The following is a 13,810-nucleotide window of genomic DNA, read 5'->3' as shown; positions in this document are numbered from 1 at the left end:
TCTTAGTGTCTTGGTGGTGAAAAAAGAATTCTGGAAACACCCTTCGGGTTCGCCAGTCCCCCATCGTGACGGGAACCGCCAAGACGGGGGCTGGTCTCACCAAGACACTAAGACACAAAGAGGAAAATAGTCTTCTCTACTAAGATTTGGGAATGATGCGATCGCCAGTTTATTGACATTTGGGATTACTGAATTGGTGTTCTAGGGTGAGTAGGGGTAATTTGCGATTGCACCGCTTCATGATTGAGTTGTGCTAGCAGACTTTGAATATAAGTAAGGGACTCTTTTGTAATTTTAGTTTGCCCTTGCAACCATGAATTAGCACGTTCTTTTCCTTTTTGAACTGCCAAAATCAAGGCTCCCCAAGCCTGCACTTCCGGTCGGTTGGGGTTGACTTGCAATGCTACTTCAACGCGATTCCACAACCGCCCTGTATCTGCTTTCAGTAAGGTAGCAATTTCTTGGACATTCTGCGGTGATGCCTTAAATACTTGTAAAGCTTTCCCCCAGCGACCATCAATTAAATCTGCCAGTACTTGTTGGCTGGGACTTGCCCAAGTTGTATCTGCTTGGTTTTTGGTGAGTTGGGAGTGCCAGCGAATCACATCGATTTGCGCTTGCGCTGCTGCTGGCATTTTCTGCTTGCGTTGTTTTTGGATAAATTGCAACCATTCCCAAGCGGGTGTCCACAATCCGCTACGGGCAATTTGGAGGGCATTTTGATAAGTGGAATCTTTGAGGGCAGGTGATTGCAGAGATATTTCTTCGAGTTGAATCACAAAGTTGACTGGTTTAACTTGATAGATGTGTAATTGGGGTTCCAAACCGACTGTTTTATCGACAACTAACTCTTTAGCACCTCCACCAGTTACCTGCTGCCATTTTGGTAGTTGTCCAGAGGGACTTGTCCAAGACAATTGGTGTCGTAGGTGGTTACGTTCTGGATTGTAGTGAACAATGTGACCGTAAGCGATCGCATGGGTTCCTTGCTGGCGTTTACCCTGCAAATAAAACCAAATGCCTGGAGATGGTGTCTCGCCTGCAAAGCTTCCTACTTCACTCACAGGTAAGGTAATGCTGGAATCTTGGCGATCGGATGTAGCATCACCAAAGGGAGAAAGTACAAATGATTCCTCTAGTCCATCTACAGACAATTGAGTTGCCAGAGTGTAATATTTTTCAGGTTTTGATTGCAGTTCTAAGTTTTGTGAGCGTTGATACACCCTAAGTTCAACTACATCTTTGCAGTCCGATTGACAATTGGGATGCTGTTTAAAAACTGGTAGCAAAAAAGTTTCTCTTCTATCACCTTCTAAAGGCTGAATTTCTCCAGCTATATGTCCCTGTTTTTTGAAATTTGATTGAATTTCTGCCAGAGTTTGGGGGCTTTCGTCGTTGTTGAGAGATATCACCCAGCCAGGTAAAAATTTATTTAGCCAAGTGACTTTATCGGGATTGAACATTAATTCAATGCTTACCCAGGCAAAAGCTGAGACTAAACCAAAACTACCCAACAAAATCGCGATCGCTACTATTGACGCTAACCGCTGATGTTTAGAAGTTTTCTTCACCTTCACTTTTCGGCACATAACCGGACGCACACCTGTTTTGGAACTATCCTGTTTCTGAACTTTTCTCACAACAGATTTCTTACTGGCGTCCGCAGAAGACTGATTGTTTTGATTTTGTTGAGATGGTTTTGGCGATGGATCTGGTGGGCGGTTGACCATGCTAGTTTTCAGTAAATCTAATGAGATTTTTTGTAAGTTTTTTATTTTATACTCATATTTGTCAGATATTGCCCAGGCACTTAAAGTGTAATTTTGTACAATTAAGTAATTTCACTAATGCTATTAAAGGGTATTTTTAATAAGCTCTAACCTTGAGAGCGTGTGATAAAAGTGTAAAAAGTTGAACAAGGGTCAGACTAGAGTTGTTGCGTGCTTATTGATAGCGGCAGTCAGTGGACTACCGACTAGGGCGATCGCTATTCCTACAGAAGAAATGGGAGAACAAGTAGAGACTTTCTCCTTTAGTTCTTCTGCCTCTTTCCCAGATGAGTCGATGGCACAAGTGACATCAGTATCTCAACTGCGGGATGTACAACCTACAGATTGGGCATTCGGTGCATTGCAATCTTTAGTGGAACGGTATGGCTGCATTGCTGGTTATTCCAATGGAACTTATCGTGGCGATCGCCCTATAACTCGCTATGAATTTGCAGCAGGGTTGAATGCTTGCCTAGATCGGGTAAATGAATTCATCGCCACAGCCACAGGTGATTTAGTTACCCGTGCAGATTTAACTACTTTGCAAAAACTACAGGAAGAATTTGCTGCCGAATTAGCAACTTTACGGGGACGAGTCGATAATTTAGAAGCCCGTGCTGCTGAAATTGAAGCAAACCAATTTTCCGGAACAACAAAACTCAGCGGTTTAACGATAGTTGGTATTCAAGGACGTACCCAGAATCGTGCTGATGTTAACCCCAGAGATGGTAAAAAAGACACAGATGATGATGGTACAAACATTAATCTCATCTACTATCAGCAGCTATATTTAACTAGCCAATTTAGCCCTAGCAGTTACCTATTTACTGGTTTAGCAGCAGCAGACGGCACAACTGAACCTAGATTTAGCAATGATGTTATCCTCGGTTATGAATATCCCACAGAGAGCAAGCTAATAGTAACTGACCTGAACTTTCACTGGCTTGTTACTGATAAGCTGGCAATCATGGGGGGAGTCGAAGGCGTGAATATGGCTAGTGCTTTCCGAGGCCCCAACCGAGTAGAAAGTGCAGCTACAGGGCCACTGTCATTTTTTGCCCAAAGAAATCCAATTTTAGATATTGGATTTGGCCGTGGTGGTGTTGCTGTTGATTGGCAATTTGCCAAACGCTCTAGTTTACAGGCTATTTATGCTAGTAATGTACCTGGAAATCCTGGGAAACGTAACGGTTTATTTGATGGCAATACAACTACTGGCGTGCAATTATTGCTGACACCATTCGATGCTTTTGATCTCAGTTTATATTACGTTAATAATTACTCGTCAGATGGGTGCTTGCTGACTTTCACAGGCGACGAGTGCTTAACAGCAGTCAATCCCAACACCAACAAATCAGAACCGCTACAAACTAATGCTGTTGGTACTTCTGTGAATTGGCAAATCTCACCCCAAGTGACTTTAGGTGGATGGTTTGGCTATATGAATTCTTACATCCCCAGCAAATCGGGAAATGTAGAGACGACGAATTACATGATATATCTCAATTTTCCTGATTTATTTGCTAAGGGTAATTTGGGCGGAATTTATTTCGGACAACCTCCAAAAATCACAAGTAGTGACTTACCAGTGGGAAACAATGTCCCTGATTCCATAAATACAGGTTTAGGCCGTCCAGGCGGACAACCGGGAACCACAACTCAACTTGAAGCTTTTTACCGCTTTCAGTTAACAGACAATATCAGCGTTACGCCAGGGATAATTCATATCTGGGAACCCGGTCATACTCCAGACAGTGACCCAATTACTATGGGTATATTGCGGACTAGCTTCTCTTTTTAAGTGAAATTTTATTTTTTAGTACAATTTATAATGATTTTATGTATGGAATGAAAGTGCAAAATCTCTCTTGAATCAATGTTTATATATAGTTCATAAATTTTTTGTAACTTTAGCTAAATCTACGAAAAAATAAGCATTTTGATAAGCAAAAAATAAATTAGACATTTCCGAGAAATTTCTCTTGCATAGACTATTCATAAGCAGATAAATTTTGAATAGTTGTTGCGCTGTCTAATTTTACCTTCAAAAGCAAATTATAAATTAAGGTGTATCTATCAAATTAGTCTCTATCGGCTGAAGACTAAAAGACTGTCCAAACAACAAACAACTACTAACTTCTTCAGTGCAACAAATATTTTTTTATGGAATGCAAGATTGAAGTTCCATAAAATAGTCATTTGGTTTAAAAAACATCTTTTGTAAAACTTTAATTATTCAGATGCATCAATATCTTTATCACCTGCTAGTGCTGATATTAGCAGCTAATTCTGCTGCGATCGCTATTCCTTCTCAAGCTCAAACTCAGAGAAAATCTAATCCAGAAAATATCAATAATATTACCATACCGATAGTATCTCAATCTAGTTCTGCTACAGATACAGCTGTGACATCTAACTTAGGTGATGTTGGCAGTTCTAGTAATAGCCAACCAACTGTCATTTCTGAATCAGCTGATAGTGCTTCCACCACCAGTGCTGAACCAGCTGCAACTAATTTTAATCCACGCATTCCCATATCTAGTAGGATTTTTGCTGCACCTTCAATGCAACAGTAATACAATTTATTAGTGGCTAATTGCTATTAGCCATTAGCCATTAATACATACTTGTTCATAGCGTTTACCTGCACTTTCCCAAGTGAATTCAGTTTCTACTAATTGTCTGCCGTTGCAAGATAATTCATCTCGCAGTTGTGAGTTACTAAATAAGTGGCTAATAGCGCTAATATATTCAGCTGGATGATTGGCTCGAAATGCCGTTAGCGGCACATTCTTACCATCTACAGCAAGTCCTTCTAAACCGCGATCGCTTGCTACCACTGGCACACCTGCTGCCATTGCTTCTAAAGTTTTATTTTTAATACCAAATCCTGTCCGCATTGGTACAACACAAACAGTTGCTTTATGCAAATACTCAACCATTGAAGGCACACGTCCAGTCACAGTAACTCCTGGTTTTTCTTGAAGTGCTAAAACCTCTGGCGCAGGACGAGAACCAACAATATCAAAAGTTGTATCTGGGTAACGTTGTTGAACTTTTGGCAAGACTTCATTGCAGAAAAAACAGACAGCATCAATATTTGCCAAATTATCCATAGCACCAATGAAAACTAAGTGATGTCCTCCCGGATCGGTGATCCGGTAGGGGAATGATCCTAAATCTACACCATTGGGAATGACTGTAATTTCGCTGTTGGGATTGAATGCTTGGAGTTGAATTTTATCCTCTTCTGTAGTAACCACAATTGCCGAAAATTTTGAACAATAGCGTTTTTCGTAACGTCGCAATAGCGGTAAATTAATTTTTTCGCGTAAAGGATTTTCAGAAATACCAGTTTGTAGTTGGTTGCGACAAGTACCGTAGACAGAACTATGCACATTGACTAAAGTCCTTACCTGTGTTTGGAAATGAGGTTTCACATACATTTCATTGACACTATGTTCACAGGTAATAACATCACATTTTCCAGCCTGTACAAAATTATCTACCCATTCTTGCATCTCAATAGAATAACGGTTTAAGACGCTCGGCGGAATTCCATCTTGCACAAATGTATGGAAACGTCGGATTTTTTTTAACATTCTGCCACTGGTTCCAAAGTCTGAAGGACGATCAAAAACAACTAGACTATCCACCCAATTCCGTAATTCTGCGATTTCTGCATCTGTAACATCTGCTTCCCGTTGAGTTACAAGAGTAATAGCATGGCGTTGATTGAGATACTTGAGTAAATGAAACGTTCGCACTTGGGTTCCCCCCCGGGTTGGCGGATAGGGAAAAGTGGAAGATAGCATTAAGATGTTCATAAAAGAAATGATCTGGGAATAATACTAACGGGTGCAGTGATATATATAGAGTGACCTGTTGGTATAGTTTATGTCATCATCAAGCTATCTATATATTTGAACTACTTATCATTTGAAGGTAAAATAATTTTTAAGTATGAAACCTTTCGGTATTTACACGCTTGCCAACGATCCTGTTTACGATCAGCTAGTAGCATTACTAAATAGCATTGAGAGAAATGTTAGTCCAGATATTCCAGTTTGTATCATTCCCTATGATGAACAAGTAGAGCTGATTGTAGAAGAAATTAAGTCTAGACCGAATGTCAGCCTATTCAACAATTGGGAGTCAATTCAGCGCTGGGACAATTTTGTTAATCAAGTCTGGGATGCACATCCTCGATCTAGAGAATCTCAATTAACTCGTCCTGGGTGGTATAAAGGTTTTGTCCATAGAAAATTTGCTGCCTTTGATGGCGATTTTAAAAGATTTGTATTTTATGATGCTGACAGCCTAGCAATGAAGCCGCTTGATGATGTGTTAGCAAAGCTTGACACATATAATTTTGTTTTTGATGATTGGGAACATGCTAAGCCAAAAGCAGCTACGGACATTAATCTCGAAATTGTAGAAAGTGCAACCAACTTTACAGAGCCCCAATTACGTTTCAGAATTCATTGCAATAGTTTTTTTGGTTCCCATCAAGGATTTTTTGGAGTTGATGATTTAAATAGTTTGAAAATTCGCCTCATAGAAAAAAAAGAAATCGAATGGATTCAGAAAAAATTTTGGTGGTCGAGTTCAGCGTTATTTAATTACATGACGCTAGATAGCAAGCACTCAATGTTTAACTATACCCTTAGCCCCAATAGTCAAGACAAAACAGGAAACTGCGCCAATGCAGATTCTTTTGTAAATATTGACAATATTCTTTACAACCAAGATGGATTAAAACCAATTCATCGCATTCACTACATGAGTTATTCTGGCAGTGATTTTGCTAGTTTGTGTCGTGGTGAAGACGTTGATATTCGTTATCGAGATGAATTTTTATATTATCGATTTTTGAATCAACCAGAGAAAAAACCACAACAACTAAAACCGCCAAGTATTACAGCAAAAACTAATCGATTCATAAAACAAGCTGTAAAGAAAATTAAAAGAACTATTGCTTAACCAGTTTAGCTATGAAATAATGTCTCCTAAAATTTATTTAAAAATTTCAAGTTTATATGACTAAAATTAGTATCTGTATTCCTACTTTTAATCGAGTCAAACTCTTACCATTTGCCATTGAAAGTGTACTACAGCAGTCTTATAAAGACTTTGAAATAATTATTTGTGATGATGGATCGCGTGATGGTACACCTAAACTAATATCACAATACCAAGATAGTCGTATTAGATATATTCGCCACTCAAAAAATATAGGTAAAAGCAATAATATGCGGTCTGGTTTTGAGGCTGCGAGTGGTGAATATTTTATTAAATTTGATGATGATGATAGACTCACTCCAGATTTCCTAACACGTACCGCTGGTATTTTAGATAAAGACTCCAGCATTGATTTTGTTGGCACTAACCATTGGATAATTGATATCAACAATGTTCGAGATGAAGCTAAAACTCAAGAAAATTCTCGCCGCTGGGGTAGAAATAATTTACCAGAAGGTGTTGTAGAAAATTTATTGGAAGTTGTATTTGTTCAGCAAAGTTTCCAAGTTGGTGCAACCTTATTTCGTCGCCAAACTTTGGAAGAAGTAGGGTTTATGCAGCCTAACTGGCAAAACTGTGAAGATAACGATCTATTTGTGCGGCTAGCGTTGGCAGGTAAAAAGGGTTATTATTTACCAGAATTATTGATGGAATACCGCGTGCACGCGGAACAACAAGGAATTAATCGAGCCATTCCTTACTTAAGTGATAAATTACGGTATTTAAACAGTTATAAATTTGACTCAGAAAAGCTAGAGAAAATCAGGTTGCAGCGTCTGGCAGAAATGCAGTTATTGTTAGGTTTGCGGCTGATTGAAAACGGAGAAACCCAAAAAGGTAGAGAGTTAATTTTGGCAGGCAAGTCTTTTTCTCACACCACAGCTTGGACTGGGCTAGGTTTGTCTTTGTTACCTACAGGTGTAAGAGGAAAGGCCTTTGAATTGGTACGGAAGGCAAGAAGGTAGTGGTAGGTGGGATAGTCCTGTCAAGGTGTAAGTCTTGAAGATGAGTTTTTCTTGGTGTCTTGGTGGTGAAAAAATCTTTTTTTAAACACTAAGACACTAAGACACTAAGAAGAGAACAGCGATCGCTCTGTTAAAATTACTTTCTCAAATTCTGAGTTTGCCCATCTTAATAAATCTTAATCATACCCTAGATAGATTTCACTCGATAACGCGATCGCGATTTTTATAAATTCGTTATAGTCTATACATCAATCCTGCATAGCAAGCTGGCGAATAGCAAAGTTTCTTCTGGCGTGACTAATTGGTTGGTATACCTTTTGTGAAAAAAAGCTATTGAAACTGGTACCAAGCTATAGCAGTAAAAAAGTATAATTTTTTCTAAATTCATCCGTATGCCTACCGAACAGTTAACCAGAGAAAGCGATAATTTAGATTTAAAACAATTGCTCAGAACGTTGTCAGCTGTAAAAAAAGGTGAATTTTCTGCACGCATGCCCATCGACCAAACTGGTATGGCAGGAAAAATTGCTGATACACTCAACGATATCATTGAGCAAAATGAACGGCTGGCGGCAGAGCTACAAAGGATTGGTAATGTTGTTGGTAAAGAAGGCAAAATCACCGAACGGGCTTCTTTGGGAAATGTGCGCGGTGGGTGGTCTGCCTGCGTTGATTCTGTCAATACATTAATTACAGATTTAGTTCAGCCAACAGTTGAAACAGCACGGATCATCAGGGCTGTAGCGAATGGCGACCTATCGCAAACTATGGCACCAGAAATGGATGGCAGACCTCTCAAGGGAGAGTTTCTCCAAACTGCCCAAATGGTAAACACAATGGTGGGTCAGTTGAATGGGTTTGCCAGTGAAGTAACGCGGGTAGCTAGGGAAGTGGGAACTGAAGGTAAATTGGGCGTACAAGCACAAGTGCCGGGTGTAGCTGGTACTTGGAAGGATTTAACTGATAGCGTTAACTTGATGGCAGGCAACTTAACTGCCCAAGTCCGCAACATCGCTGAAGTCACCACAGCAGTAGCAAACGGCGACCTCTCCAAGAAAATTACTGTCAATGTCAAAGGTGAAATTTTGGAGTTGAAGAACACCGTAAACATTATGGTGGATCAGCTCAACTCCTTTGCATCGGAAGTCACGCGGGTTGCGAGGGAAGTGGGTGCAGAAGGTAAACTCGGCGGACAAGCGCAAGTGCCGGGTGTGGCTGGTACTTGGCGGGATTTAACCGAGTCGGTGAATATGATGGCAGGAAATTTGACTGCCCAAGTCCGCAACATCGCTGAAGTCACCACAGCAGTAGCAAACGGCGACCTCTCCAAGAAAATTACTGTTGATGTCAAAGGCGAAATTTTGGAGTTGAAGAACACCGTAAACATTATGGTGGATCAGCTCAACTCCTTCGCATCGGAAGTCACGCGGGTTGCGAGGGAAGTGGGTGCAGAAGGTAAACTCGGCGGACAAGCGCAAGTGCCGGGTGTGGCTGGTACTTGGAAAGATTTGACCGACAGCGTGAATTTCATGGCGGGTTCGTTAACGGCACAGGTGCGGAACATTGCCGAAGTCACCACGGCGGTAGCGACTGGCGATCTTTCCAAGAAAATTACTGTTGATGTCAAGGGCGAAATTTTGGAGTTGAAGAATACCATTAATACAATGGTGGATCAACTCAACTCCTTTGCGTCGGAAGTAACGCGAGTAGCCCGTGAGGTGGGAACCGAAGGTAAACTCGGCGTGCAAGCGGAAGTGCGAGGTGTGGCTGGTACGTGGAAGGATTTGACCGATAGCGTCAACATGATGGCTGGTAATTTAACAGGGCAAGTCCGCAACATCGCTGAAGTTGCCACTGCTATTGCTAACGGCGATCTTTCCAAGAAAATCACTGTCGATGTCAAGGGCGAAATTCTGGAACTAAAGAACACCATTAATATCATGGTGGATCAACTCGGTTCCTTCGCATCGGAAGTAACGCGGGTTGCTAGGGAAGTAGGTTCGGAAGGAAAGCTGGGCGTACAAGCAGATGTCAGAGGTGTTGCTGGTACTTGGAAAGATTTGACCGACAGCGTCAATTTCATGGCGGGTTCGCTGACGGCACAGGTGCGAAATATTGCGGAAGTAACGACGGCGGTGGCAAATGGCGACCTTTCCAAGAAAATTACTGTTGATGTCAAAGGCGAAATTCGGGAGTTGAAAAACACCATCAACACGATGGTGGATCAACTCAACTCCTTTGCGTCGGAAGTAACGCGGGTTGCCCGCGAGGTGGGAACCGAAGGTAAACTTGGCGTACAAGCGGAAGTGCGAGGTGTGGGTGGTACGTGGAAAGATTTGACTGATAACGTTAACTTGATGGCAGGCAACCTCACGGCACAGGTGCGGAATATTGCCGAAGTGACGAAGGCGGTAGCGAATGGCGATCTTTCCAAGAAAATTACCGTTGATGTCAGGGGTGAAATCTTCGAGTTGAAGAACACCATGAACGTGATGGTGGATCAGCTAAGTTCCTTCGCATCGGAAGTAACGCGAGTTGCTAGGGAAGTGGGAACTGAAGGGAAACTCGGCGGGCAAGCGCAGGTGCAAGGTGTGGCAGGCACTTGGAAAGATTTGACCGACAATGTGAACTCGATGGCGAGTAATTTGACGGCACAGGTGCGAGGCATTGCCAAAGTGGTGACAGCGGTTGCCAACGGTGACTTGAAGCGGAAACTAATGCTAGATGCCAAGGGTGAAATTGAGGCCTTGGCAGAAACAATTAATGAAATGATTGATACGCTGGCGACTTTTGCTAACCAAGTCACAACCGTAGCGCGGGAAGTCGGTATTGAAGGTAAATTAGGCGGACAAGCGAAAGTGCCGGGGGCGGCTGGTACGTGGAAAGATTTGACCGACAACGTGAACGAACTCGCAGCCACACTGACTACCCAGCTACGGGCGATCGCAGAAGTAGCAACTGCTGTTACCAAAGGCGACTTAACACGGTCAATTTCTGTTGAGGCACTAGGTGAAGTTGCCATCCTCAAAGACAACATCAACCAGATGATCGCCAATCTGCGGGAGACGACACAGAAAAACACCGAACAAGACTGGTTGAAGACTAACCTAGCTAAATTTACCAGGATGCTGCAAGGTCAGCGCGACCTAGAAACTGTATCAAAACTGATTCTCTCGGAGTTAGCACCGTTAGTAGGAGCAGCTTACGGCGTATTCTACATCATGGAAAATACGGACAATCAGCCGTATTTAAAACTACTCAGCAGCTATGCATGCCGCGAACGCAAACATCTTGCCAACCGCTTCTATTTAGGTGAAGGCTTAGTTGGACAATGCGCTTTAGAAAAAGAACGCATTCTCTTGACAGAAGTACCGCACGATTATATCAAGATTAGTTCTGGCTTGGGCGAAGCCACTCCAGTAAATGACGTGGTGCTGCCCGTACTGTTTGAGGGACAGGTAACTGCGGTCATTGAGTTAGCTTCATTCCGGCGCTTTAGCGAAATTCATCTGACATTTTTCGACCAACTCACAGAAAGTATCGCGATCGTCTTGAACACCATCGCCGCCAGCATGCGTACGGAAGAGTTACTTAAACAGTCGCAATCTTTGGCGGAGGAACTGCAAAGTCAGCAAAACGAATTGCGAGAAACCAACAAGCGTCTAGAACAACAAGCCCAAACCCTCAAAGCATCCGAAGATTTGCTGAAAAAACAGCAAGAAGAATTACAAAAAACCAATGCCGAACTGGAAGAAAAGGCAGAACTATTAGCTTTGCAAAATAAAGAAGTTGAGCGCAAAAATCAGGAAATAGAACAAGCAAGATTGTCATTAGAAGATAAAGCCGAACAACTGGCATTGTCTTCTAAATACAAATCAGAATTTCTGGCGAATATGTCCCATGAATTGCGGACACCACTCAACAGCTTGTTGATATTAGCGAAGCTTTTAGCAGACAACATTGAAGGAAATCTCAGCAACAAACAAATCGAATATAGCCGCACAATCTACTCAGCCGGAAATGATTTGTTGTCATTAATTAATGACATTTTGGACTTGGCAAAAATCGAATCTGGAACCATGTCTATTGATATGGATCAGATGCGGTTGTCTGACTTGCGCGAACAAATTGAACGTACCTTTGGGCAAGTGGCAGCTGACAAAGGACTGAATTTCACCATCGAAATAGCTCCACAACTACCTAGTACAGTTTACACAGACGCCAAACGGCTGCAACAAGTATTGAAAAACTTGCTGGCAAACGCATTTAAATTCACCGAACGAGGCGAGGTTGGCTTACGGGTGTTTACCGCCAAACAGGGATGGAGTCCTGACAATGAAACTCTCAATCGTGCCAGTACAGTGCTAGCTTTTGCAGTCACAGATACAGGTATTGGTATTGCCCCCGAAAAACAGAAAATCATTTTCGAGGCGTTTCAACAGGCGGACGGTACTACCAGTCGCAAATATGGCGGTACAGGTTTAGGTTTGTCGATCAGTCGCGAAATCGCCCGGTTATTGGGTGGGGAAATCAAATTAGTCAGTCGCCCGGGTGAAGGTAGTACGTTTACGTTGTACTTGCCACAGCCAGAAGGACACGGAGACAACCAGACGCAGGGACGACGTACAGCAGGAAATGTCGCCGCCGCGCCACTGCGTCCGGTACTCCCCGCCTCTTCCCCCATTCCCCCCATTCCCACTCCAGTTATTGACGACAGAGACAATATCCAACCAGGCGATCGCACACTTTTAATTGTGGAAGATGACACCAAGTTTGCGCGTATCCTATTAGACATAGCACGGCAAGATGAATTCAAGGGCATTGTTGCCCACAATGGCAGTACGGGTTTGGCACTGGCCCAAGAATACCAGCCTTCTGCCATCATCCTCGATGTTCGCCTGCCAGGGATGGATGGTTGGGCGGTGCTGGATCGCCTCAAGCATGATGCCAATACCCGCCACATTCCCGTGCATATGATGACAGTAGAAGAAGGACGACAGCGCAGTTTGCAACAAGGGGCGATCGCCTATTTGCAAAAACCCATCAGCAGTGAAACATTACACCAAGCACTCACTAAAATTAAAGGCTTTGTTGAGAGGCGGGTGAAAAATCTCCTGATTGTGGAAGATGATGAAAATCAACGCCGAAGTATTGTTGAGTTAATTGGCAATAGCGATGTTGCAACTACTGCTGTGAGTACAGGTGCAGAGGCATTACAAGCCATACAAAATGGACAATTTGATTGCGTAGTCCTAGATTTGGGACTACCAGATATGAATGGCTTTGAGTTGATTGAACAAATTAAACACTCTCCCAATGGCGAAGCATTACCCATCGTCGTCTACACAGCCAGAGAGTTAACCAGGACAGAAGATACCCAACTGCGACGCATCGCAGAAACTATCATTGTCAAGGATGTAAGTTCGCCCGAACGTCTTTTGGATGAAACTGCCTTGTTTTTGCACCGCGTCCAAGCTAATTTACCCGCACCTAAACGTCAAATCCTCGAACAATTACAAAATCGCGATCCCTTACTTGCGGGCAAAAAAGTTTTGATCGTCGATGACGATGTTCGTAACATCTTTGCCCTGACTAGTATGCTTGAGCGTTATCAAATGCAGGTTTTATATGCTGAAAATGGTCGCGATGGCATTGCGGTTTTACAAAATAATCCAGATATCAATGTCATCCTCATGGATGTGATGATGCCAGAAATGGATGGCTACGAAACTACCCGTTGCATCCGTGCTAACCCTGATTTCAAATCTCTGCCGATTATTGCTTTAACTGCCAAAGCCATGCAGGGCGACCGCGAAAAATGTATTGACGTTGGTGCTTCTGATTACATTACTAAACCCGTTGATACTGAACAGTTGCTTTCTCTGTTGCGCGTTTGGTTATATCGATAGTGTTCGTTCCTCAGATAGAGGTGTTAGTTGCTATTTCTGATTTGTAGATGGATGCGGGATTTAACGCTTCAGCTCTATAAATAATATCGTTAGTAGTTAGTAGTTAGTAGTTAGTAGGTAGTAGGTAGTAGTTAGTAGTTAGTAG

The 13,810-nt window shown here is 42.5% G+C and carries 7 protein-coding genes; 5 read left to right on the top strand and 2 right to left on the bottom strand.

Translation table 11 applies throughout. From position 1 onward, the window contains the following. Positions 1-185: 185 nt before the first annotated feature. A complete protein-coding gene (locus tag HXY43_RS08805; RefSeq protein WP_290882338.1) occupies positions 186-1,730 on the bottom strand; it encodes a hypothetical protein in 1,545 nt (514 codons plus the stop codon). 181 nt (positions 1,731-1,911) lie between these two features. On the opposite strand from HXY43_RS08805, the gene HXY43_RS08800 reads away from it, so the two are divergent. Then, the gene (locus HXY43_RS08800; RefSeq protein WP_290882336.1) at positions 1,912-3,570 is read left to right on the top strand and encodes an iron uptake porin; all 1,659 of its coding nucleotides are present in this window, start codon (positions 1,912-1,914) and stop codon (positions 3,568-3,570) included. 439 nt (positions 3,571-4,009) lie between these two features. Then, positions 4,010-4,345 (top strand): hypothetical protein, encoded by a 336-nt coding sequence (locus HXY43_RS08795; RefSeq protein ID WP_290882334.1) that lies wholly within the window; start codon positions 4,010-4,012, stop codon positions 4,343-4,345. A gap of 33 nt (positions 4,346-4,378) precedes the next feature. On the opposite strand, the gene HXY43_RS08790 is transcribed toward HXY43_RS08795, so the two are convergent. Further along, complete coding sequence (locus tag HXY43_RS08790; protein WP_290882331.1) at positions 4,379-5,596, bottom strand: glycosyltransferase family 4 protein; 1,218 nt, start codon at positions 5,594-5,596, stop codon at positions 4,379-4,381. A 136-nt stretch (positions 5,597-5,732) separates the two neighbouring features. Between HXY43_RS08790 and HXY43_RS08785 the strand changes: the two genes are divergently transcribed. From HXY43_RS08785 to HXY43_RS08775, 3 genes are all read left to right on the top strand, one after another. After that, positions 5,733-6,752 carry an Npun_R2821/Npun_R2822 family protein gene (locus HXY43_RS08785; protein WP_290882328.1) on the top strand — a complete coding sequence of 340 codons (1,020 nt, stop codon included), beginning with the start codon at positions 5,733-5,735 and terminating at the stop codon, positions 6,750-6,752. Positions 6,753-6,808: 56 nt separating this feature from the next. Next, a complete protein-coding gene (locus HXY43_RS08780) occupies positions 6,809-7,756 on the top strand; it encodes a glycosyltransferase family 2 protein (RefSeq protein WP_290882325.1) in 948 nt (315 codons plus the stop codon). Positions 7,757-8,148: 392 nt separating this feature from the next. After that, positions 8,149-13,665: a HAMP domain-containing protein gene (locus HXY43_RS08775; protein WP_290882323.1), complete on the top strand. Its 5,517-nt coding sequence runs from the start codon at positions 8,149-8,151 to the stop codon at positions 13,663-13,665. The last annotated feature ends 145 nt before the right edge of the window (positions 13,666-13,810 follow it).

The organism is Fischerella sp. (assembly GCF_013388695.1).
Lineage (GTDB): Bacteria > Cyanobacteriota > Cyanobacteriia > Cyanobacteriales > Nostocaceae > PCC9605.
The sequence above is the reverse complement of the archived record's forward strand: the minus strand, read 5'-3'. Positions and strand labels throughout refer to the sequence as shown.